General features: G+C 64.7%; 20 protein-coding genes. 13 read left to right on the top strand and 7 right to left on the bottom strand.

Annotation, left to right across the window (positions count from 1 at the left end):
• Positions 1–61: 61 nt before the first annotated feature.
• The 10 genes from FHW92_RS26180 to FHW92_RS01785 all read left to right on the top strand — a co-directional run bounded on the left by FHW92_RS26180 (position 62) and on the right by FHW92_RS01785 (position 10,704).
• The gene (locus FHW92_RS26180; protein ID WP_168601509.1) at positions 62–1,288 is read left to right on the top strand and encodes a class I SAM-dependent methyltransferase; all 1,227 of its coding nucleotides are present in this window, start codon (positions 62–64) and stop codon (positions 1,286–1,288) included.
• Complete coding sequence (locus FHW92_RS01825) at positions 1,285–1,647, top strand: hypothetical protein (protein WP_168601508.1); 363 nt, start codon at positions 1,285–1,287, stop codon at positions 1,645–1,647. The genes FHW92_RS26180 and FHW92_RS01825 overlap by 4 nt, the downstream gene beginning before the upstream one ends.
• On the top strand, positions 1,647–3,017 hold the full coding sequence (locus tag FHW92_RS01820; protein ID WP_168601507.1) for an FAD-dependent oxidoreductase: 1,371 nt from the start codon (positions 1,647–1,649) through the stop codon (positions 3,015–3,017). The genes FHW92_RS01825 and FHW92_RS01820 overlap by 1 nt, the downstream gene beginning before the upstream one ends.
• 94 nt (positions 3,018–3,111) lie before the next feature.
• Positions 3,112–4,719 carry an FAD-binding oxidoreductase gene (locus FHW92_RS01815; RefSeq protein ID WP_210428330.1) on the top strand — a complete coding sequence of 536 codons (1,608 nt, stop codon included), beginning with the start codon at positions 3,112–3,114 and terminating at the stop codon, positions 4,717–4,719.
• Complete coding sequence (locus FHW92_RS01810) at positions 4,716–5,744, top strand: zinc-binding dehydrogenase (protein ID WP_349237625.1); 1,029 nt, start codon at positions 4,716–4,718, stop codon at positions 5,742–5,744. The genes FHW92_RS01815 and FHW92_RS01810 overlap by 4 nt, the downstream gene beginning before the upstream one ends.
• A complete protein-coding gene (locus FHW92_RS01805) occupies positions 5,744–7,114 on the top strand; it encodes a 3-isopropylmalate dehydratase large subunit (RefSeq protein WP_168601506.1) in 1,371 nt (456 codons plus the stop codon). Before FHW92_RS01810 ends, FHW92_RS01805 begins: the two co-directional genes overlap by 1 nt.
• Positions 7,111–7,698: a 3-isopropylmalate dehydratase small subunit gene (gene leuD, locus FHW92_RS01800; protein WP_168601505.1), complete on the top strand. Its 588-nt coding sequence runs from the start codon at positions 7,111–7,113 to the stop codon at positions 7,696–7,698. The genes FHW92_RS01805 and leuD overlap by 4 nt, the downstream gene beginning before the upstream one ends.
• A complete protein-coding gene (locus FHW92_RS01795) occupies positions 7,695–8,612 on the top strand; it encodes a hydroxymethylglutaryl-CoA lyase (RefSeq protein ID WP_168601504.1) in 918 nt (305 codons plus the stop codon). Before leuD ends, FHW92_RS01795 begins: the two co-directional genes overlap by 4 nt.
• Positions 8,609–9,790, top strand: coding sequence for a CaiB/BaiF CoA-transferase family protein (locus FHW92_RS01790; protein ID WP_168601503.1), 1,182 nt, complete (start codon positions 8,609–8,611; stop codon positions 9,788–9,790). Before FHW92_RS01795 ends, FHW92_RS01790 begins: the two co-directional genes overlap by 4 nt.
• Before the next feature lie 23 nt (positions 9,791–9,813).
• Positions 9,814–10,704 carry a hypothetical protein gene (locus FHW92_RS01785; protein ID WP_168601502.1) on the top strand — a complete coding sequence of 297 codons (891 nt, stop codon included), beginning with the start codon at positions 9,814–9,816 and terminating at the stop codon, positions 10,702–10,704.
• 129 nt (positions 10,705–10,833) lie between these two features.
• Here the strand turns inward: FHW92_RS01785 and FHW92_RS01780 are convergent, their stop codons facing one another.
• From FHW92_RS01780 to FHW92_RS01770, 3 genes are all read right to left on the bottom strand, one after another.
• Entirely contained in the window at positions 10,834–11,511 is a 678-nt protein-coding gene (locus FHW92_RS01780) for a hypothetical protein (RefSeq protein WP_292921866.1), read from the bottom strand.
• Between the two features lie 170 nt (positions 11,512–11,681).
• A complete protein-coding gene (locus FHW92_RS01775; RefSeq protein ID WP_168601501.1) occupies positions 11,682–12,428 on the bottom strand; it encodes an arylmalonate decarboxylase in 747 nt (248 codons plus the stop codon).
• A 91-nt stretch (positions 12,429–12,519) separates the two neighbouring features.
• Positions 12,520–13,725, bottom strand: coding sequence for an FAD-dependent monooxygenase (locus tag FHW92_RS01770; RefSeq protein WP_168601500.1), 1,206 nt, complete (start codon positions 13,723–13,725; stop codon positions 12,520–12,522).
• Positions 13,726–13,905: 180 nt separating this feature from the next.
• On the opposite strand from FHW92_RS01770, the gene FHW92_RS01765 reads away from it, so the two are divergent.
• A complete protein-coding gene (locus FHW92_RS01765) occupies positions 13,906–15,135 on the top strand; it encodes a serine hydrolase domain-containing protein (protein WP_168601499.1) in 1,230 nt (409 codons plus the stop codon).
• Here the strand turns inward: FHW92_RS01765 and FHW92_RS01760 are convergent.
• The 4 genes from FHW92_RS01760 to FHW92_RS01745 are packed head-to-tail and all read right to left on the bottom strand — an operon-like array spanning position 15,132 to position 19,436.
• A complete protein-coding gene (locus FHW92_RS01760; protein ID WP_349237624.1) occupies positions 15,132–16,103 on the bottom strand; it encodes an alpha/beta hydrolase in 972 nt (323 codons plus the stop codon). The genes FHW92_RS01765 and FHW92_RS01760 overlap by 4 nt on opposite strands.
• Positions 16,100–17,329, bottom strand: coding sequence for an LLM class flavin-dependent oxidoreductase (locus FHW92_RS01755; RefSeq protein ID WP_246869856.1), 1,230 nt, complete (start codon positions 17,327–17,329; stop codon positions 16,100–16,102). Before FHW92_RS01755 ends, FHW92_RS01760 begins: the two co-directional genes overlap by 4 nt.
• Complete coding sequence (locus tag FHW92_RS01750; protein ID WP_168601498.1) at positions 17,329–18,153, bottom strand: LLM class flavin-dependent oxidoreductase; 825 nt, start codon at positions 18,151–18,153, stop codon at positions 17,329–17,331. The genes FHW92_RS01755 and FHW92_RS01750 overlap by 1 nt, the downstream gene beginning before the upstream one ends.
• Positions 18,150–19,436, bottom strand: coding sequence for a M24 family metallopeptidase (locus FHW92_RS01745; protein WP_168601497.1), 1,287 nt, complete (start codon positions 19,434–19,436; stop codon positions 18,150–18,152). Before FHW92_RS01745 ends, FHW92_RS01750 begins: the two co-directional genes overlap by 4 nt.
• 120 nt (positions 19,437–19,556) lie before the next feature.
• Here FHW92_RS01745 and FHW92_RS01740 point away from each other — a divergent pair, with 120 nt between their 5' ends.
• Together FHW92_RS01740 and FHW92_RS01735 are read left to right on the top strand one after the other, a co-directional pair.
• Positions 19,557–20,426 carry an alpha/beta fold hydrolase gene (locus FHW92_RS01740; RefSeq protein WP_168601496.1) on the top strand — a complete coding sequence of 290 codons (870 nt, stop codon included), beginning with the start codon at positions 19,557–19,559 and terminating at the stop codon, positions 20,424–20,426.
• The gene (locus FHW92_RS01735) at positions 20,423–21,778 is read left to right on the top strand and encodes an MFS transporter (protein WP_168601495.1); all 1,356 of its coding nucleotides are present in this window, start codon (positions 20,423–20,425) and stop codon (positions 21,776–21,778) included. The genes FHW92_RS01740 and FHW92_RS01735 overlap by 4 nt, the downstream gene beginning before the upstream one ends.
• Positions 21,779–21,787 lie beyond the last annotated feature (9 nt).

Here is a 21,787-nt window from a genome sequence, read left to right as displayed (position 1 = left end):
TAGTTTGCACCCCGCGACAGGCAATCCCCCATCCCGGCAAACACTATCAAGGACAAGCCCCGTGGCCGAAACCAAGCGCCCGAACAGCCCAGCCGCATCCTATGATGGCCCGCCCGATTACCGGGTGATCGGCCGCCATGGCGTCTTTCCGCAAACCAGCCATGACGAGATCGAGCGGATCAATTTTCTGGCCCAGATGAACCGCCATCTGGCCGCGCGCGTCGTGCCCGGCGTCAAGGCCGCCTATGACGCGCGGGTCGCGCCCGCCTTCGCCGCCGCCCATGGCCGCCCCATCGCCACCCGCCACGAGGCGCGCAAGGCGATGCTCGAGGACCCTGCGTTCTGCACATGGTCGGCCCTGCGCCGCATGACGATGGAGCAGCGCCAGCAGGCAGGCCGCTGGACCGTGATCCGCCAGCGCGAGGACTTGAACGCGCGCGGCAAGGCGTTGATCGAGGGCGATGACCGGCTGGTGCTGAACCCCGCGCTGGAGATCCCGCGCTATGTTTCCGCGGTCGATCACCATTGCATGCCGGGCAGCTATCACCGCGAATATGCACCCGACGATTTCACCAATGGCGCCAATTACGACCATGCCGGTTTTGTCACCACGGGCGGTCTGCTGGGCAAATATTCCGATGGCGGCGGCCATGCCGTGGTGCAATGGGTGAAGAAGAACCTGCCTGATTTCGCGCCGAAGAAGATTTTGGAATTCGGCGGTACGGTGGGCCATTCCAGCCTGCCTCTGGCGCAGGCGTTCCCCGATGCGGAACTGACGATTGTCGATCTGGGCGCGCCGGTGCTGCGCTATGGTCTGGCGCGGGCGAAATCGCTGGGCATCAACAATGTCCGCTTCGTTCAGGCCAGCGCCGAGGATCTGACCGGCATTTTCGAGGACGGCAGTTTCGACTGGGTGCAGACGACCATGTTCCTGCACGAATTGTCGACGCGCGCGCTGCGCAACATCTTTGCCGAAAGCCACCGCCTGCTGCGGCCCGGCGGCATCGTGCTGCATGTCGAACAGCCGCAATATGCCCCCGACATGCCCCTGTTCGAACAGGCCATGCGCGACTGGGACGCGTTTTATAACAACGAGCCCTTCTGGAGCCGGATGCACGAGATGGATCTGGACGCGGAAATGGAGCGCGCCGGGTTTGACCGGGCCAAGATCATCCATGGCGGCGTCTATGGCGTGGTGGACCGCGAAATTTTCCCCGACGCGGCCGAGGACAACACCGAGGATTATGGCCGCAAGGCCGCGTGGCATGTGATCGGAGCCGTGGCATGAGCTTTAACGACGCCTTGAACGAAGCCGGTGCCAAGCCCGCCGGCAAGCGCCCCTATTTCCTTGAGCCCCAGGTCGAGCGCGTGCTGGCCATCACCATGAGCCTCGCGCAGGAACTGGCCGTGGCGCATCAGCGCGCCGATACGCTGGAGCGCCTGCTGAAGGCCAAGGGCGTGCTGGTGGAGGGCGAGATCGACGCCTTTGCCCCCGATGCCTCGGCCAGCGCCGAGCGCCAGATGTGGAATCAGGAATATATCGCCCGCATCCTGCGCATCATCCAGCAGGAGAACGAGGCCGCCGCCCTGTCCGATGATGTGGCCAGCGGCGAAATGGCCGATGACATGGTGCGGGACGCGGATTGATGGAATTCGAATTTTCCATTCCCGTTCTGGTGGTTGGAGGGGGCGCCTGCGGTTGCATCGCGGCGCTCTCCGCCCGCGATGCCGGGGCCGAGGTGCTGCTGGTCGAGGCCGACGAGCGGCCGATGGGCACGACCGGCATGTCGATGGGCCTGATCTGCGCGGCGGGCACGCGCGCGCAGGCCGCCAAGGGCATCAGCGACAGCGCCGACGCCTATTACGAAGACATCATCGCCAAGACGCGCGGGGAGACCGATCCGGTCATCGCCCGCGCGATTGCCGACCATTCCGGCCCCACGCTCGACTGGATGGGCGAGCGGCTGTCGATGCCGTGGGAGCTCGATATGGGTTTCCGTCCCTCCTATGGTCTGTCCACCTATCGCATGCATGGCTGGCACGGCCATGACGGGCAGGACATGGTGGACCTGCTGCACCAGCGCCTTGAGGATGAGGGCGTGATGGTGATGCTGGGTGCGCAGCTGGTGGAGATCCATGCCGATGATGCAGGCCGCGTGCTGGGCGTCAGCCTGCGCCGCCCGGATGGTTCGGTGGAGCAGGTGGGCTGCGAAAGCCTCATCCTGGCCAGCGGGGGCTATGCGGCGAACCACGATCTGCTGGCGCAATATATCCCCTCGATGGCCGATGCCCGCAACAATGGCCATGAAGGCAGCGACGGCACCGCCGTCCTGCTGGGGCAAAAACTGGGTGCCGCGTTGGGCGATATGGGGGCCTATCAGGGCTATGCCATGCTGACCGACCCGCAGGGGATTTCGGTGGTGCCCGGCGTGATTGTCGATGGCGGGATCATCGTGAACGCGCAGGGCGAACGGTTCTGCGACGAGAGCGAGGACATTGCCGGGATGGTGCATCCGGTGATGGCGCAAGGCGGCCCGTGCTGGGTGGTGCTGGATGAGCGCATCGAGGCGGCGCAGGCCTACACGCCAGAAATGAAAACGCTGACCGGGCTGAATGCCGCGCGGCGCGGCGCGGATGCGGCCTCTCTGGCGCAATCCATCGGCGTGCCTGCCGAGGCGCTGGCTGCCGCTCTGGCCGAGGCCGCGCAGGCCAAGGCGCAGGGTCGCCCCGACATCATGGGTCGATGCTGGAGCGATGCCGTCCCGCCGCAGGGCGCGCTTAGCGCCTTCAAGGTGGTGGGCGCGATCTATCACACGCAGGGCGGGCTCCAGATCGACGGCGCGGCCCGCGTGCTGCGCGAGGATGGTTCACCATTGCCCAATCTGTTTGCCGGGGGCGGTGCGGCGCGCAGCGTCTCGGGGCCCGCCCATTGGGGCTATCTGCCCGCGATGGGGCTGTGCACGGCGGTCACGCTGGGGCGGCTCGCGGGCCTGTCGGCGGCGGCCCTGGTGGCCTGATCGCTTCATCCGACAGGAGGATAGATCCCCCGCCTGCCCCCCGCCGCCCGACCACTTTGCCTATTTTAAAACCCATTCGATCCGAAAGGCCATCATGTCTCAGGAAACCGCAACAATTTCCGCCCCCTGCCCCGCCGATCTGCGTTCGCGCCTTGCGTCCATCGTGGGCGAAGCCAATCTGCGCGAGGATGAAGCGAGCCGCCGCCTGTTCAGCGAGGACATCTGGAGCGCATCGGACCATACGGTGATGCTGATCGTCGCGCCGGGCAATACCGCCGAGCTGGCCGCCGTGGTCAAGGCCGCGGTCGAGGCGGGCGTCGACCTTGCCCCGCGCGGCGCGGGCATGAGCTATACCAGCGGCTATATCCCGGCGACGGGCATGACGATTTCGATCGACACCTTGCGGATGAACCGCATCCTGTCGATCCGCGAAGAGGACATGACGATCACCGTCGAGGCGGGCATCTCGTGGAAGGCCATCGACGATGCGCTGCAGCCTTTGGGCCTGCGCCTGCCGTTCTGGGGGCCGATGAGCGGGATATATTCGACCATCGGCGGCGGCCTGTCGAACCATAATGCCATGTTCGGCTGTGGCCAATATGGCACCTCGACCGAGAGCGTGATCGCGATCACGATGGTGCTGGCCGATGGGTCGGTGCTGAAAACGGGCGCGCGCGGGCCGGATGGCGAAACGCCTTTCTATCGCCACTATGGCCCCGATCTGGCGGGCCTGTTCATGGGCGATGCCGGAACGCTGGGCATCAAGGCCGAGGTCACTTTCCGCCTGATGCGCCGCCCGCAATTTGAGGATTCGGTCAGCTTCAGTTTCAAGACCGGGCCGATCATGCTGGAGGCGCTGGCCGAAATGGCGCGCGCCGGAATTGCCTCGGAAACCTGCGGCTTTGATCCGGGCCTGACCAAGGTGCGCATGCGCCGCATGGGCATGACCAACGACGTCAAAGCGCTGGGCGCGGTGATGGCCAAGGAAAAGTCGGTGTTTGGCGCGCTCAAGGCGGGCCTGAAAATCGCCACCGCCGGGCGCAGCTTTATCGAGGAGGAGGAATATCCCCTCCACATCACCGCCGAGGGCCGCTGCAAGGAGGCCGTGGCCGCCGATATCGCCACAGCGCGCGCGATTGCCGCGCAATATGACGGTGTCGAAATCGCCAACACGATTGCCAAGGTGATCCGGGCCATGCCTTTCCCGCCGCCCAACTCGATCCTGGGGCCGGAAGGCGAAAGCTGGATCCCGGTCCATGGTCAGGTCTCACTGTCGAACGCGCCCAGGATGTTTGCCGACATCAAGGCCTATTTCGACGAGATGGCGGGCGAATTCGACCGGCTGGGCATCCACACCGGCTTCCTCTTCTCCACGCTGCACAACAATGCCATCTGCATGGAACCGGTCTTCTTCTGGCCGCAGGGCTATCGCCCGGTGCATGAAAGCATGGTCGAACCGGCCCATCTGGCGCGCCTCAAGCAATTGGGCGATGCGCCCGAGGCGAGCGCCGTGGTCGCCGCCGCGCGCGAGAAGGTGAAGCGGATCGCCGAGAGCTATGGCTGCGCCCATTTCCAGATCGGGCGTTCGTACAAATACCGCGAGAGCCGCGATGAAGCCTTCCTGCGCGTGCTGGATGCGGTCAAATCGGTGGTCGATCCCAAGGGGCAATTGAATCCCGGCTGTCTGGGGTTTCCCGCGTGAACACCTCCGGCTTGAACACCTACCGCGCAATCCGGCTTGAAACCATCGCGCCCTCGTTCCGCGAGGGTTGCGTGATACGTGAACTGCCTCTGAGCGATCCCGCGCCGGGGGAATTGCGCGTGCGCAACCTTTATTGCGGGATCAACGGCATTTTCGACACGCAGATTGCGCGCGATGCCGTCGATTACGTCAAGATCGCCCTGCCGACCTATACCGGGGTCGAGGCACTGGGCGTGGTCGAGGCGGTGGGCGCGGGCGTGGCGGATTTCGCGCCGGGCGATGCCGTGGTCACCACGCGCTTTACCGGCGGATACCGCGAGGCCAATATCGCCCCCGCCGCCAATTTCCTCAAGGTGCCCTCGGCCGATCCCGACTGGCTGGCGCTGTGCAGCACCGGGGTTTCGGCGATGGTCGCGCTCGACGTCATCGGGCAATTGCGGCCGGGCGAAACGGTGGCGATCTCGGCGGCGGCGGGGGGTCTGGGCCATTTCCTCGTCCAGATCGCGGCCGCGCGCGGATGCCATGTCGTGGCGGTCTGCGGCGGCGCGCAAAAGGCCGCTTTCGTGCGCTCGCTGGGCGCGGCGCGGGTGATCGACTATCGCGCCGAGGATGTCGACGCCGTGCTGAATGCCGAATATCGCAATGCCATCGACGTGGCGGTCGATACGGTGTCGGGGACGATCTTCGATGCGTTCCTCGCCAATCTGGCCAATCACGGGCGGCTGGTGGTGGGCGGCGCGGCGGCGGACCTGAACGGCGTTCCCGAGATCATCAGCGGCCCGCGCATCGCCAATGCCATCTATTACAAGGGCGCCTCGGTGCGCGGCTTCATGAACGGCCTGCTGACCCCGCATTGGCCCGAGGCGCGCGAGAAACTCTTCGCCCTTTATGCCGAGGGCAAGGTGAAGGTCCATTTCGACACGCCGCGCTTTACCGGCCTTGAAGGCATTTACGATGCGGTCGAACGCCTGCTCTCGGGCGCGTCGAGCGGCAAGGTCATCGTCGATTTGGGGGGCGGCGCGTGATGGCGCGAACTCTAGCCGACAAGATCTGGGACGCGCATGTCACCGCCACCACGCCTGCCGGTTCGGATCTGGTGGCGATAGACCGGGTGTTTTTGCATGAACGCACCGGGGCCTCGGCGCTCAAGAGCATGGCGGCGGCGGGGCGGCCGGTGGTTGATCCGGCCCGCGTCTTTGCGGTGATGGACCATATTGTCGACACCCGCCCCGGCCGCGGCGACCAGACCTTGATGCAGGGCGGACAGGCCTTCATCACCGAAACCCGCGCGGCGGCGATGGCGGCAGGCATCACCCTGTTCGATGTGACCGACCCGGATCAGGGCATCACCCATGTCATCTCGCCCGAACTGGGCATCGTGCTGCCCGGCTGCACGCTTGTCGCGCCCGACAGCCACACCTGCACGCAGGGGGCGCTGGGCGCGCTGGCATGGGGCATCGGATCGTCGGAGGCCGAACATGCGATGGCGACCGGCGTGCTGCGCCTGCCCCGGCCCAAAACGATGCTGGTGCGCTTTGACGGCGCGCTGCGCCCCGGCGTGACGGCCAAGGATATGGCGCTGGCGCTGATCGCGGCGCATGGCGCAGGCGGCGGCGCGGGCCATGTGGTCGAATTTGCAGGCTCTGCGGTGCTCGCGCTCGACATCGAGGCGCGCATGACCCTGTGCAACATGGCCACCGAATTTGCCGCCATGGCCGCGATCATCGCGCCCGATGAAAAGACCTATGCCTATCTGACGGGCCGCCGCTATGCGCCCGCCGCGTTTGATGCGCCTTATTGGGCGGGCCTGCATTCCGACGAAGGCGCGGAGTTCGACCGCACCATCGTGATCGACGCCTCCGCGATTGCCCCGATGATCACATGGGGCACCAGCCCCGAACATGCGATCCCCATCGACGGCGTGGTGCCCAGCGGTCCTGCCCGCGCGCATGACTATATCGGCCTCGCCCCCGGCGCGCCAATCATGGGCACGCCGATTGATGTGGCCTTCCTCGGCTCCTGCACCAATGCGCGCCTGTCCGACCTGCGCCGGGCCGCAGCCTTGGCGAAAGGGCGCCATATCGCCCCCTCGATCCAAAAAGCTCTGGTCGTGCCGGGCAGCAGCGCGGTCAAACGCGCCGCCGAGGCCGAAGGGCTGGACAAGATCTTCGAGGCCGCCGGTTTCGAATGGCGGATGAGCGGCTGCTCGCTCTGCTTCTTTGCCGGCGGCGAGAGCTTTCCCGCAGGCAGCCGCAGCATCAGCAGCACCAACCGCAATTTCGAAAGCCGCCAGGGCCCCGGCATCCGCACCCATATCGCCAGCCCCGAAGTCGTCGTGGCCAGCGCGATCGCGGGCGCGATTGCCGATCCGCGTGATCTGGAGGTGCAGGCATGACCCCCTTTACCACCCTGTCTGCCATCGCCGCGCCGCTGATGTTCGACAATGTCGATACCGACGCGATCATCCCCAGCCGCGAGATGAAATCGACCGGACGCACCGGTCTGGCCGAGGGCCTGTTTGCGGGATGGCGCTATGTCGAGGGGCGCGTGCCCAATCCCGATTTCGTGCTGAACCGGCCCGAATATGCGGGCGCGCGGATTATCGCGGGGGGCGCTAATTTCGGCTGCGGGTCCAGCCGGGAACATGCCGTCTGGGCGCTGGCCGAATATGGCGTGCGCTGCATCATTGCGCCCGGTTTTGCGCCGATTTTTGCCGCCAATTGCATCCGCAACGGGCTGCTCCCGCTGGTCCTGCCGGGTGATGTGGTGGAAAGCATCGCCGGGCGCGAGGTCCATATCGACCTTGCCGCCCAGACGCTGACCTGCGGGAAGCAAACCTATTCTTTCCCCATCGAGGCCGAGGCCCGGGACATGCTCCTTGAAGGGCTGGACGCCATCGACCTCACTCTGAAATCGCGCCCCGCCATCGCCGCATGGACCGATGCCGACCGCGTGGCGCGCCCGTGGATCTATCTATGACTTTCATCACCATCTCCGAAGTCGGCCCGCGCGACGGGTTGCAATCGATCAAGCCCGTCATGCCGCTGGAGGCCAAAAAGGCGTGGATCGCGTCCGAGGCCGCCTGCGGCGTGCCCGAGATCGAGGTGGGCAGTTTCGTGCCCCCCAGCCTCTTGCCGCAAATGGCCGACACCGCCGAACTGGTGCGCTTTGCGCGCGGCATTCCGGGCCTGAACGTCGTCGCGCTGGTGCCCAATGCCAAGGGCGCGGCGCGCGCGGTCGAGGCGGGTGTGCATGGCTTTTCCGCCCCCTTTTCGATGAGCGAGACCCATTCGATCCGCAATGTCCGCAAGGACCACGCGCAGATGATCGAGGAAATCCGCGCGATGGGCCGGATCGCGGCCGAAGCGGGTGTCCATTTCGCGGTGGGCCTTTCCACCGCCTTTGGCTGCACCATCGAGGGCGCCGTGCCGCAGGCCACCGTGGTTCGTCTGGCGGCGGCCAGCATCGAGGCCGGGGCCAAGGAGCTGAGCCTGTCCGACACCACCGGCTATGCCGATCCGGCGCAGGTTCGCCGCCTGGTGCGCGCCGTGCGCGCCGAGGTGGGCGAAGCGCTGACCACGCTCCACCTGCACAATACGCGCGGGCTGGGGCTGGCCAATGCGCTGGCAGGGCTGGATGAAGGGATCACCACATTGGATGCCTCGCTGGGTGGCCTTGGCGGCTGTCCCTATGCGCCGGGGGCCTCGGGCAATCTGGTCACCGAGGATCTGGTGCTGATGCTCAACGCGATGGGCTACAAAACCGGCATCGATCTGGAAAAGCTGTTGAAAGTGCGCGCCATTCTGGCCGAGGCCCTGCCGGAAGAGCCACTGTATGGTTTCACCCCCGATGCGGGCGTGATGATGGATTATCAGGAAAGGATCGCCCAATGAGCCAGAACCCCACACCTCTGGCGGGCATCCGCGTGATCGAGTTCACCCATATGGTGATGGGTCCGGCGGTGGGCCATATCCTGGCCAGCCTTGGCGCCGAGGTCATCCGCATCGAGCCTATCGGCGGCGATGCCACGCGGCGACTGCTCGGTTCCGGCTCGGGCTATTTCCCGATGTATAATCGCGGCAAGCAGTCGATCTGCCTTGACCTGAAAAGCGCCGAGGGCGTGGCCGTCGCGCGCGATCTGGTGCTGGGCGCCGATATTCTGGTCGAGAATTTCCGCCCCGGCGCGCTCGACCGCATGGGCCTGTCCTATGAGGCGATGGCGGATGCCAATCCGCGCCTCATCTATTGCAGCGAGAAGGGCTTTTTGCCCGGCCCCTATGAAAACCGCACCGCGCTCGATGAAGTGGCGCAGATGATGGGGGGCCTTGCCTATATGACCGGGCCTCCGGGGCGCCCCTTGCGCGCCGGGTCAAGCGTGATCGACGTGACGGGCGCGATGTTCGGCGTGATCGGCATCCTTGCCGCGCTGGAGGAGCGCCATCGCACCGGGCTGGGCCAAAAGGTCGTGGCCAGCCTGTTTGAAACCACCGCCTATCTGGTGGGCCAGCATATGGCGCAGTTTGCCGTGACCGGAAAGCCCGCCGCGCCGATGCCCGCGCGCATTTCGGCATGGGCAATCTATGACGTGTTTGAAACGCAGGACCTGCCGGTGTTCATCGGCGTGGTCTCCGACAGCCTGTGGGAAAAATTCTGCGCGCTGCTCGGCTTTGACGAATTGTGGGCCGATGAGAGCATCCGCGCCAACAACCAGCGCGTGCTGGCCCGCGACCGTATCCTGCCCATCGTACGCGAGAAGGTCGCCGGGTTTACCCGCGCCGAAATCATCGCGCGGCTCGAAGGCACCGGCATCCCCTTCGCCCCGGTCAGTAAGCCCGAGGAATTGTTCGAGGACCCCCAGTTGGCCGCAGGCGGGCTGGAGACGGTGTTCCTTGACGATGGGCGCGAGACGAAATTGCCGACCGTCCCGCTGGAGATGGCGGGGCGACGGACAGGGGCCGAAAACCATCTGCCTCTGCCGGGGCGCGACGCGCGCGAGGTTCTGGGGGCGTTGGGCTATGATGATGAAAAAATTGAACAACTGATCGGGTCCGGGGCGGTTGGCGCCCTGTAATCACGACAGTTGGGGGGAAAGCAATGAGCGATAATTGCGATGAAAGCCTGCTGCTGAGCCGTCGAATGCTGATGGCGGGGGGCATGATGTTGGGCGCGGCCATGGCCATGCCCGAAATGGCGGCGGCGGCCCCGATCGCCCGCGAAGAGGGCATCCCCACCGATGCCGCCGCCCGCATCGCCATCACCCGGCGGATGCGGATGCGCACCGATGCGGGGCCGGTGTTCTGGTGGTTTCGCGGGCGCAATTATGCCCAGCAGGGCGCCAATCTGATCCCGATGTGCGACATGATCTTTGGCGCGCTGATGGACGTGCGTCCCACCGCCGATGGCGGGCTGGTGATCAGCCAGTATGAGCTGGCCTTCCGCACCGCACTGGATTCGGGCGTGCGCGCGGAAAAGCTGCTTAATCCGATCACCGGTACGATGGTCGATGTGCCGTTCGCTCCCGTCGGCCCGACCAAGGTCGTCTATAACGCGGATAACGTCCTGCAATTGCCCCCGACCATTGGTGGGTCGAAGTTCTCGGTCGAGCACGTGCCCGAGCTTTTCTTCCGTATTGGTGACACCGTCTGTTTCCAGACCCACAGCCGCGCCCGCGCGGAAACGGCCGGGCAAAACGATCGCGTGCTCAACGATATGAGCATGATTTGCAGCCCTGCTGCTGAGGCCCTTGATCCCAAGCGCGCCTTTGTCAGCGCGACCGCCTATGGCACGGATGTCACCGATTATGCGCGCTGGTGGAAAATGCCCGCAGGCTTGGGCACCCAGACGCTGCGCAGCGCGGGGATGAAAGTGGCCCGCTATGCCGATATGCCCGAAGACTGGCGCGCGATGGTGGCCAAGGCCGATCCGGCGATGGCGGCCGATCCGATGGGCGTGCTGACCCGCGCGGCCACCACCTATCGCAACTGATCCGTCTACACGAACCCGCACTTGGCCCCGGCGCTTTTGAAAGAAGGCGCCGGGGTCTTTTTATGCGCGCATAAAAAACGCGGCGGGTTTTGGCCCGCCGCGCTCCTGTGCCCCTTTGAGAAGGCGTCCTCAGATCGGCTTGACCGTGCCGAGGAAACAGATGCTGGCAATCGTGATCCAATAGACATAGGCCATGCAGCGCCCGAGGAAGAAGTCGCGCTCCAGCACGGCCTCGATCTTGGGGTTGGGGCCTTGGGCCAGAATGCGGAACGCGGTGGTCCAGCGGCGCATGATCCAGCGCAGACCCAGCCCGATGCACAGCGTGAAGCCGTAAAGCGTGAACTTGGTGGCGTACCAGCGCTGGCCCTCGCCCGCCTCGAACGGACCATGGCCCAGCAGCGAGGAAATGCCGACGAAGAAAATCGTGGGGATCAGGATATAGCGCACCGATTCGTCGATCTTGGTCAGACGGATGCCGATATCGGTCTCGCGCTTGATGAACGCGCCCCAGCACAGCGCCAGCCAGCCAGCGACAAAGATCCACATGAAGGTCAGGAAATTGCCGCCATAGGGCTGAAGCCCATAGATATTGCCCATATGCAGACCAAGCGGCAGCAGCGTGATGATGCCGGTGCGCGCCAGAATGTCGATGCGATAGGCGGTTTCCATGTGCCGCTTGCGCTCTTCCATCGAAAGATTGCGGTTGAGGATATTATAGCTGGTCTGAAACACACCCCATTCGCCGCCCAGCCAATAGACCATGCAGATGATGTGTACCCAGCGCAGTACGAGAACTTCCTGTATCACGGTTTTCTCCCTGAGTTGGGACCGGCGCTGCGATCATGCGCGGCCCTGTCGTCGGGCGGTTGATGGCGCCGACGTCCTGCTGTGGCTGATGCATCGCATGGGCGGGGCGCGCGCGGGTAGGCATCCCCCGCGATACGCCCGCCTGTCGGTCAGGCGGGCGCGCATTTCGGTTAAAACTCGGCCAGCAACCGGCCAACGCCCTCGATCTTGTCCTCAATCCCGCAGGCGCGCAGGCCATGCCAATAGGTGGCCGTGTTGATGGCGATCACCGGCTTGGAGAGCTTCTGCTCATATTCCACGGCCAGATCGACCATCGAAAGATTGGTGCCGACCTGAACAATGGCGTCGACATCATCGCCGTCCAGATAGTCCAGCACCGGGCGCAAATCGTCCGGCGTCACCTTGGCGATGTCGGTCCAGCGCTTGCATTCAAGCGGCTTGTCGCGCTTTACCTCAAAGCCTGATTCCTCAAGGAAACGGCGCACTTGGGTGTTGGCCACCGGGTAATAGGGCGAAACGAAGCTGACGGTCTTGACTCCGCCATAGGCTTTGAGCGCGGCGGCCACCGATTCGGCCCCCGTGCTGGCGCCCACGCCCGCGACGGCTTCGACATCGGCCTTCCACTTGCGGCTGCCTTCAACGCCGCCGTAAAACGTCACCGCCGACATGCCCAGTACGAGATAATCGACCTTGGCCGTCATGACCGAGCGCACCGCATCATGGGTGGCGTCCGAAATCGCCTGTGTGCCGACCAGGAAATCCTCGTTGGACAGCGCCAGCGGGTCCTCGACATAGATCCGGCTGAAATGGTTGGTCACGCCCACCGGGCGCATCCGCTCCATATCGGGCTGCACCGTGGTGTTGGTCGAAGGCGCGATCACCCCCATCAGCTTGCGCCAGCCCAGAACGTCACCCATGCGAATATACTCCTTGTTACAGGCAGGACGGGGGACCGTGCCCAGATTGGATGGAAGAAGGGCGGGACGTTTGACCGCCCCGCCCGAAAATTCACTCGACCGCGGCGGCCTGCGAGAGGCTTTCATACATCGCCTGTCGCATCAGATAGGCGCGGCGCTTGTCGTCATCGGCTTTCAGGTCGAGCATCGCCTGGCGGCGGCGCTTGTGCGCTTCATCGGCGCCGCCCTTGATAAAGGCCATGTTTTCGATCGTCTGCTGCTGGGTAAAGCTGTGCGTTACCGTGCGGCGCTGGCGATCATAGAGCGCAAGGCTCTGGTTGGTCTTGGTGCCCTTGAGCACCGGATCAAGCTTTTCAAACAGGTTGAAAGCGTCATGCACGCCCGAATTCATGCCGAACCCGCCCAGCGGATTGTTGAGATGTGCCGCATCCCCGGCCAGATAGACGCGCCCGTTGCCAAAGCTCTTGGCTACGCGCTGATGCACGCGATAGAGCGTGCGGTGGCCGGTCTCGACATGCAGGTCGGTGCCCAGCAGGCGCTGGAAAATACCGTCCTTGATCTCGTCGGACTTCAGATAATCGTCGCCCAGCGAAGCATCGGTCGGCACCAGCACGCGCCACACCGAAGGCACGCGCAGCAGCACCAGCCATTCCGACGGATCCGACACATAGTTCACATAGGCCAGATTGGGCAGATAATCGGCCAGCTCCAGCTTGGTGGACAAGGTGAGGAAACGTTCGGGATAGGTGAAACCGTCGAATTCGATGCCCAGCCATTTGCGCACCACCGAATTGGCCCCGTCCGCCCCGATCAGATAATCGCAGCGATAGCGCACGATATCGGTCATCGTTTCGACGCACAGGTTCACGCCGGTATCGTCCTGCTCCAGCGTCAGCAGGCGATGGCCGAACAGCACCTTGGCATTGGAATATTGGTCCAACCCTTCGGCCAGCCCGCGCGAGAGGTGATATTGCTCGCATTGAATGCGATAGGGATAGCGTGTGACATCCGCGATTTCGGACAGGTCGAAATCGACCACCTCGCCCGAGGCGCGGTCGCGCCAATGATAGACCGGCGCCTTCAGCCCGCGATCGAGCAGCAATTGCGTGATGCCGATATCATCCAGCATTTCCAGCGTCGAAGGGTGGAACGTGGACGCGCGCAGATCCTGCGCGCAATCGAGTCCCGCCTCGAAAACCACCACGTCATAGCCGGCCTTGGCCAGCAGGGTGGCCATTACTGTGCCAACGGGGCCTGCACCCACAATCCCCACCTGGCACCGTTCTACCCCTGTCATAGCTCATGCACTCCAAACCTCGGACTTGCACGGGATATGGACGCTTGGCCCCCCGGTGATGCGGCATGTGGTGGAATTATCCGCACAGTGGGGATTGGCGCGCTCTGCACAGGCATGCACCGCCCCAATGGGCAGATTGCAAAAACTTCGAGACCATCAGGAATGCGGGGAATTGTTGACATGCAAAGGGCAAAGACACTCGTAACGGCCACCATTGCCGCATTTCTGGCCGCGCTGCCGGCCGCCGGGGTAATGGCCCAGAGCGTTGCGGGCGAGGTTGCCGGGGACAAGGCGGTCTATCAGCAGCGATTCGCGCAATTCCTGAAAGATCCCGGCAATTTTCCCTATGCGCCGATGGAAAAACTGTCCGGGGCCAAGGTATGGCGAGTGATGACGGCGCGCGCCGATGCCGCCATTGACCCCGCCGCTCTGGCCAAGGGCGATGCCTATGCCGCCGCGATGCGGTCAAGTGCCTTTCTGGTCTGGCACAAGGGCGCGCTGGTCCACAGTTGGTATGGGCCGGGCATGGATGCGCAGGTGCCGATGCTGTCCAAATCTTTGTCCAAGCCGATCACCGCGCTGGCCGTGGGCCGCGCCATCGCGCTGGGGCGGATCAAGGGGCTGGACCAGCCGTTGTCCGAGATCATTCCCGAATTGAAGGGCACGCAGAAGGGCCGCATTCTGGTGCGTCATTTGCTCGATATGCGTTCGGGGATGCTGGATCAGGGGTTCAGCCCTGATCCGGCGCATCCGCTCAACACCGCCTATCTGTCCACCGACCATGGGCGCGAGATCATCAACCATTACCCGATGATCGCCGAGCCGGGTACGCGCTATGCCTATGCCAATGCCCCGTCCGACATGGTGGCGCTGGTGATCGAGCGGGCCACCGGGCGGCGCTATGGTGAATTTGTCGGGGCTGAGGTGCTGGCGAAAATCGGCGCGCCGGGGGGCACCATCTGGGTCGACCGCGAAGGGGGCCTGGCCCATTCGGGCTGCTGCACCTATCTGCCCGCCGAGACTTATCTGCGCATGGCCATGCTGATCCATGCCGATGGCGTATGGGGCGGCAAACGCCTGTTGCCCAAAGGCTATACGGCGCAAATGCGCAAGGGCACGCCGCAGAATCCCAATTTCGGTTTGGGCCTGTGGATCGGCGAGCCCTATCACCAAAGGCGCGGGTTTGGCGCACCCGGCACGCTGGGACCGCAAGTGCTGCACAGCGAGCCTTATCTCGACCCCGAGCTTTACCTGTTCGACGGCAATTCCAATCAGGTGGTCTATATCTCGCCCAAATATGACCTGATCGTGCTGCGCATCGGCGCCACCCCGCCTGCGCCCTCATCAACACAGGCGGAATGGGATAATGCCTATCTGCCCAACCTTTTGATCCAGGCGATCAAACGCTAATTCCTGCGAGGGGCCGCCGGTTTGCGCTGGCGGTCCAGAAAAGCCTTCAGATCGCGGGTGAACAGCTTGGGGTTTTCCCACATGGGGAAATGCCCAAGCGTGGGATATTCGATATAATCCACCCGCGCATTGGGAAAACGCCCCTTGGATTGCGCCGCGCTCTGGCTGATCACCGTGTCATAGGTGCACCATTGCAGCAGCACCGGCACGGTGACGGCCTCGGTTTCGCGCTTGACGATATCGGTCTTGAACAATTCGACATTGGCGGCCAGCAGCGCGGCTTGATTGACGTAAGCGCCGGGCAGATTGTCGGCATCGAAAATGCTGTCCACCATCCAGTCCTTCGGTTCGAAACCGGGCGGGGTGGTGTCCTTCAACACCTCGCGGAAAAAGGCATGGCTACGCCATTGCGGCGTTCTGGCCTTCTGCTCGTTAATCAACTCCATCATCCGCGCGCCGATCTTGCGCGTCTGGCTGGGCCGTTCGAGCGGGAGGATGGAAAAGGCCATCGCCGTGGCGTGCCCCGGATAGGCCCGGTTATATTCCAGCGCGACATTGGCCCCATTGCTGGTGGAGACCAGCGCGAAACGGTCATGGCCCAGCGCCCGCATCAGCCCGTCCATCAGTTCGGCGGCGCGCGGGGTCGTGTAAACGCCCTTGGGATCCGGCCCCGACAGGCCATAAGGCGGCCAGTCAAAGCGCACCACGCGATAATCGCGCGCCAGCAAGGGCACGACCAGATCCCATTCATGCAGGTTCACAATCGAGCCATGCAGCAGGACCACCACCGGCGCGCCCTTGCGCCCTTCCTCTCGCACATGGATGGGCACGCCATCGACCGTGACGAAGCGCGAGGGCGCCTTGGCCCAGCGCGCGACAACGGCGGCGCGGTCGGTATGGACATTGGGCGTTTCGACGGCGGGCGCGGCGCCCGCCATCAGCATCAGCGCCGCCAGCCCCCCGATCACGCCGCCATATCCGCAGGCCAGCGCGGCAGACCCATCGTTTCACGCAGCGTGCTGCCCGGATATTCGGTGCGCAGCGCGCCCGCCGCCTGCAGAATCGGCACCACTTCCTCGACAAAGATTTCCAGTTCGCCCGGCATATAGGCCGGTTGCAGCGTGAAACCGTCGCAGGCCCCCGCCTCGACCCACTGGATCATCATATTAGCCAGTTGCGAGGCCGTGCCGCGAAACACATTATGCCCGCGCGGTGTGCGCACATAGCCCGAGGCGAATTTGCCCAAAGGCAGGCCAATTGCAGCGGGCTTTTCCAGCGCGCGGCCGATGTCGGCCTTGGGGAAACAGGTCTGGCTCAAAATGTGATCGACCGGGATCGGCCCGGCCGGATCAAACCCGGTCAGATCGCAATTGAGCGATTCCGAGAGATATTCGATGCACAGCGCCTCGTCAGCCAGATCGAGGATGGCCTGATCCTTGGCAATCGCGGCGGCCTCGGTTTCGGCCAGAATGAAGGACAGGCCCGGCATGATCCGCACCGCATCGGGATCGCGCCCCGCCGCCGCCACGCGGGCGCGCATGTCATTGCGAAAGGCGATGCCTTCCTCGATGGTCGGGGCCGAACAGAAGATCGCCTCGGCGATGCTGGCGGCAAAGTCGCGCCCGTCGCCCGATTGCCCGGCCTGAACGAAAACCGGGCGCGCCTGAGGCGAAGGCCCCAGCGCGGCGTTGCGCTCGCGCCAGATCGCCTGCGCCTGCGCCACGGTCTGCGCCGCCATCTTATAGCGCTGCGACTTTTCGGGCAGCTCCTCATCGCCGAAATTGGGCGCGGTGTCGGGATGCGCGGTGGTGACGATGTTCCACCCGGCGCGCCCGCCGCTCATCCGGTCCATCGTGGCGAAACGCTCGGCCAGACCTTCGGGCGACCAATAGGTGGTGGAGAGCGTGTTCACCAGCCCGACATGCTGCGTAACCGAGGCGATGGCCGTGAGCAGCGCCATCGGGTCGAGCGTCGGCATGGCCAGATGTTCGGGCGTGCGCCCGCGCACCCCGCGCGACTGCAACTGGTCGCCAAAGACAATGGCGTCAAACCGGCCCTTTTCCACAAGACGCCCGACACGGGCGTAATAATCCATGGTGAAAACGCCCTCCGGCTCGGCGCCGGGATGGCGCCAACCGCTGGGATAATGGCCGATGCCCTGAAGAAAGGCCCAGAGATGGATCGGACGGGGCATCAGGCAATCTCCTCATGAATGTTGCGCAAAGACAGGGGGAGGCCCAGCCTCTCGCGCAAAGTGCCTGCCGAAGGGCGCCCCTGGGTCAGCGGGGCCAGAGCCTTGCCGATGCGGGCCAGTTCGGCGGCAGGATTGGTCAGGTCGATATGCAGGCCGTCGATCTCACCCGCCTCGAACCTTGCAGCCATGGCGGCAAGGTCCGCGCCCGCATCGACCCGCAGCAGGCGGCGCGCGGCGGCTGGGAAAGCCTGCCCCTCGGCGGCAATCACCACATCAAGGCCGGGCACCGCAAAGGGCGAGGCCGCATCGCAGACCAGCACGGGATGCCCCTGTTTCGGGCGCATCGCATTGACCGGGCCGCGCACCGCATAATGGGTGCCGACATAGTTGCTCGGCCGCACCTTGGTCGTATCCAGATAGCGCCCGCTTGCCTTGTCGATGATCAGGCAATCATCATCCCAGCCATCCCAGAGGGCGCGCGTCGCCCGCACCAGATCGGCCAGTTGCGCCGCGCTGCCCCCCTGCGCCACCGGGCACCAGCCGAGCAGCCCGCCCGAAAGGTAATCGACCGCCGAAAGCGCGCGCGCCACGTGAAAGGGATGCGCGATCCGGCTGGAAACCAGCGGCACCAGCCCCAGCCGCGACACGCGCGGCGCGGCCCATGCGGCAATCACCTGCGGATCAAAGGGCAGGCTGTCATGGCGGCCCAGCATCAGCAGATCGACGCCCGCCGCCTCGGCGGCGGTCACGAATTGCGCGGCCATGGCCGGATCGGCCAGCGCCGGATCGCCAATGCCGGCGGAAAGGATAAAGCTTCTGGTCATACGACAATCACCGCTGGAGGAGAGGAATGGATGGTTTCACAGCCATCGGCCGTGATGAGAACGAGATCTTCGCAATGGGCCGAGCCGCCAAGGCCCGAATCGAGCACCGGGCAATCAACCGAAATCACCATGCCGGGGCGCAGTTCGATATCCGGCTTGCGCCAGAAGCCGCCCGCATCCTCGCCCGGCTCGTCCGTATGGGCGAGGCCACAGGAATGCGGGCCAAAGCCGACCTGAACATCAAATTCGCCGCGTTTGAGCGCATCCTGTCCAATCCGCACGATGTCGGAAAAGCGCAGGCCGGGCCTGATCTCCTCGCGCACGGCCTGCCAGGCAAAGGCGGCGGCATCGGCCGCGCGGGCCGCCGCGCGCGTGGGTTCGCCCACAAAGACCGTGCGCGCGAAATCGCCGTGATAATTCTGAAAATGGCTGACCGCATCGAGGAACAGCGCCTGCCCATCGGCAATGCGATGCGGGCTGGTTTCGGACGAGGAGCGGTCGACATTGAGGAACACCGCCGTATTGCCCCGCGCGGCCGCCTCGGCGCGAAACACGGCGTGGAGATCGCGGTAGGAGGCCCCGGCCCGCACACCCTGCGCAACAGCCTGCAATGCCTCGACATTGGCGCGGGCGGCGCGGCGCATCAGCGCGATTTCCAACGGCGATTTGATCAGGCGGATCTCGCGCATGGCATTGTCCGCCGCAATGCTTGGCCCCTCATGCCCATGGCGCGCCAGAACGCCCGCGATCAAGGGATCATCCCAGCCGATCCGCCCACCCCACGCGCCCATCTCGCGCAGCGCCGCCACCAGCGCCCCGCCCGCATGGCGATAGGCCGCCCGGTGCCGCAAGGCCGCCGCGCTGATGGCAAAGCGGTGCAGCTCCATCGCGGAGAGCGGCGCGAGTCCCCGATCCGGGCAAAGCGGAAAATCGCCATTCTGCCCCAGATCCTCGCCATCGCTCAGATCGTCATAGAGGAAGGCCTCAACCGGGCCGCGCCCGTCGGCATAGGTATAGAAATGCAGGAAACGGCTGGTGACCAGCACCGGCCTGTCGATCTGCCGCCGCGAAAGGATGGCGAAGGTTCCTGCGGGCTGGCCGATCCGGGTCCGCGCGATCTGGGGCCAATGGCCCAGCGCGTGAAACACATTGACCGGCTGGGCGCAGACCAACGCATCCAGCCCCCACCGCTCCATCACGGCATAGGCTTCGGCCAGATGGATCGGCCCGGCGGCGTTCAATCCGTCCAGCAGGGCATCATCGGAGGCGTTGCTGTGTAACATGAAGGCGAATTGACCATGCCGGGGCCGCTTGCGCCCCCCGACAAAAGGCTTCTATCCGCCTGCTGGATAAGGTCAGGATGCGACAAGTGCGCGCGCCACGCCGGGTTAGCTTCGCTGTCCATGAGCCTGATCGATCCCCCCGTCATAACCCACCCCATTATCACCAGAGCCTTCGTCACCATCGATGAAGGACAGATCCACCTGCGCCGGATGGAGGGAAGCGGCACGCCGCTGCTGCTGCTCCATGCCTCGCCCGCCTCGGGATGGTTCAGCCAGCCTTTGATGCAGGCGTTGCGCGCGGCGGGGCATGAGGGGCCGATTCTGGCGCCCGACACGCTGGGCAATGGCGACAGCGCCGCCCCCGCGCCCGACCATCCCGATATCGCCTATTTCGCAGGCTCGATGGTGCGGATGCTGGACGCGCTGGGCATCGACAAGGTTGATGTTTACGGCACCCACACCGGCGCGCGCATCGCCTGCGAAATGGCGGCGGCGCATGGCGATCGGGTACGGCGGCTGGTGCTGGACGGCATCACCGAATATGACGACGAATTGCGCGCAGCCGTGATCGAGAATTACGCGCCGCGCGTCGAACCCGACGCCTATGGCCGCCATCTGATCTGGGCCTTCAACTTCTGCCGCGATCAGGCGCTGTTCTTTCCCCATTTCATGCAGGACGCAGGACACCGTCTGTCCGTGCCCATGCCGCCGCCTGAGATCCTGCACCGCATCACGCTGGACGTGCTCAAGTCATGGGACACCTATTCATTGCCCTATATCGCGGCCTTTGAATATCGCGCCTTTGACCGGATGGCCTTGGTCGCCGCGCCAACGCTCCTGCTCAAGCCGGAAACCGAACTGGCGCTGCTCAATGCCTCGGTGGCGCGCGCGCTGGAGATCCTGTCTGATGGGCGCGCAGCGGCCCTGCCCCCCGGAGATGCGGCCAAGGCCGCCGCGATCCTCGCCTTCCTGAAAGGAGAAGAGGCATGAACGCGCGCCTTCCCATGAAGACCTGCCTCGGCTTTGGCATCGGCACGGTGGGCGTGTCGATCATGCTCAATGCGGTCACGGCCTATTATCCCGCCTTCATGACCACGGTGCTGGGCCAATCGCCCGAAATCGCGGGCTATCTGATGATGGGGGCCAAGCTCTATGATGCGGTGGTCGATATGATCATCGGTTCGATGAGCGACAAGAGCCGCAGCAAATGGGGCCGCCGCCGCCCGTTCATGCTGGCGGGTGCGATCCTGTCGGCGGCCTCGTTCCTGATGCTGTTTGCCCCGCCCGCGCTGGGGCAAGGCGCGCTGATCGCCTATATGATCGCGGCGCAGGTGATCTATTCCACCGCCTATTCGCTCTTTGCCGTGCCCTATATGGCGCTGCCCGCCGAATTGACCGAAGGCTTTGCCGAGCGGACCCGCCTGCTTTCCTTCCGCACGGTGTTTGTGTCCATCGGGCAAATGCTGGCGACAGCGGGCACGGCGGCGATCATCAAGGCGGGCGGCGCGGGCGGTCCGGCCTATGCCACGATGGGGCTGGTGATGGCGCTGGTGATCTTTGGCGCGATGACGGCCACGGTGCTCTCGGTTCCGGCCACCCATGCCGAGGAGGCCCATGCGGATGCCCCGCCGCCCCTTTCCCTGCCCCGCCAGATCGCGCTGATGACGCGCAACCGGCCCTATATGCTCTTGCTGGGCGCCAAAGTGTTTCAGTTCCTCGCCTTTGCCAGCATCGGCTCCTGCGGGCTGCTCTTCCTGCTCAATGTGCTGGGCGTGGGCTATGGCGGACAGATCCTGCTGACCTCGGTGCAGAATATCGTCACGGCGCTTTCCATGCCGCTCTGGGTGTGGAGCGGCAAGAAGATCGGCAAGCGGGGCACCTATCTCATCGGCGTCTTCATCTTCTGCGCCACGGCCCTGAGCTGGCTGGCCGCGCCCCATGCGCCGGGCAACGGTGAGTTGATTGTGCGCGGCATCACTTCGGGCTTTGGTTCGGGGGCGCTGATCCTGATGTCGATCTCGATGCTGGGCGACACGATGGTCTATGACCGCGCGATCACCGGCATGGGGCGCGAGGGCCTGCTTTCCTCCACCGCCGCCGTGCTGGAAAAGGCCAGTTTCGCGCTGGGCGTGGCGGTGCTGGGCGTGTTTTTGCGCGCGGCCCATTATATCCCGACCATGGGCGGCAAGCTGGTGACGCAGCCGCCCAGCGCGATTCTGGCGCTGACCATGGGCTATGCGGTGATCCCGGCGGCCATGTTCGTGGTAAACGGGGTGTTTCTCTATCTCTATGATCTGGACGAGGGCAAGATGGCCGCCGCGCGCAAGGGCGCGGCGGCCTGAAGGCCTATT

It is taken from the genome of Novosphingobium sp. SG707 (genome assembly GCF_012275515.1).
Taxonomy (GTDB): domain Bacteria; phylum Pseudomonadota; class Alphaproteobacteria; order Sphingomonadales; family Sphingomonadaceae; genus Novosphingobium.
This window is presented reverse-complemented; position numbering and strand designations above follow the sequence as displayed.

Excerpts from the sequence above, each read along its gene's own strand:
- FHW92_RS01825 (WP_168601508.1), top strand. The coding sequence starts at position 1,285 with ATGAGCTTTAACGACGCCTTGAACGAAGCCGGTGCCAAGCCCGCCGGC.
- FHW92_RS01820 (WP_168601507.1), top strand. The coding sequence starts at position 1,647 with ATGGAATTCGAATTTTCCATTCCCGTTCTGGTGGTTGGAGGGGGCGCC.
- FHW92_RS01815 (WP_210428330.1), top strand. The coding sequence starts at position 3,112 with ATGTCTCAGGAAACCGCAACAATTTCCGCCCCCTGCCCCGCCGATCTG.
- FHW92_RS01805 (WP_168601506.1), top strand. The coding sequence starts at position 5,744 with ATGGCGCGAACTCTAGCCGACAAGATCTGGGACGCGCATGTCACCGCC.
- leuD (WP_168601505.1), top strand. The coding sequence starts at position 7,111 with ATGACCCCCTTTACCACCCTGTCTGCCATCGCCGCGCCGCTGATGTTC.
- FHW92_RS01795 (WP_168601504.1), top strand. The coding sequence starts at position 7,695 with ATGACTTTCATCACCATCTCCGAAGTCGGCCCGCGCGACGGGTTGCAA.
- FHW92_RS01790 (WP_168601503.1), top strand. The coding sequence starts at position 8,609 with ATGAGCCAGAACCCCACACCTCTGGCGGGCATCCGCGTGATCGAGTTC.
- FHW92_RS01785 (WP_168601502.1), top strand. The coding sequence starts at position 9,814 with ATGAGCGATAATTGCGATGAAAGCCTGCTGCTGAGCCGTCGAATGCTG.
- FHW92_RS01775 (WP_168601501.1), bottom strand. The coding sequence starts at position 12,428 with ATGGGTGACGTTCTGGGCTGGCGCAAGCTGATGGGGGTGATCGCGCCT.
- FHW92_RS01770 (WP_168601500.1), bottom strand. The coding sequence starts at position 13,725 with ATGACAGGGGTAGAACGGTGCCAGGTGGGGATTGTGGGTGCAGGCCCC.
- FHW92_RS01765 (WP_168601499.1), top strand. The coding sequence starts at position 13,906 with ATGCAAAGGGCAAAGACACTCGTAACGGCCACCATTGCCGCATTTCTG.
- FHW92_RS01755 (WP_246869856.1), bottom strand. The coding sequence starts at position 17,329 with ATGCCCCGTCCGATCCATCTCTGGGCCTTTCTTCAGGGCATCGGCCAT.
- FHW92_RS01750 (WP_168601498.1), bottom strand. The coding sequence starts at position 18,153 with ATGACCAGAAGCTTTATCCTTTCCGCCGGCATTGGCGATCCGGCGCTG.
- FHW92_RS01745 (WP_168601497.1), bottom strand. The coding sequence starts at position 19,436 with ATGTTACACAGCAACGCCTCCGATGATGCCCTGCTGGACGGATTGAAC.
- FHW92_RS01740 (WP_168601496.1), top strand. The coding sequence starts at position 19,557 with ATGAGCCTGATCGATCCCCCCGTCATAACCCACCCCATTATCACCAGA.
- FHW92_RS01735 (WP_168601495.1), top strand. The coding sequence starts at position 20,423 with ATGAACGCGCGCCTTCCCATGAAGACCTGCCTCGGCTTTGGCATCGGC.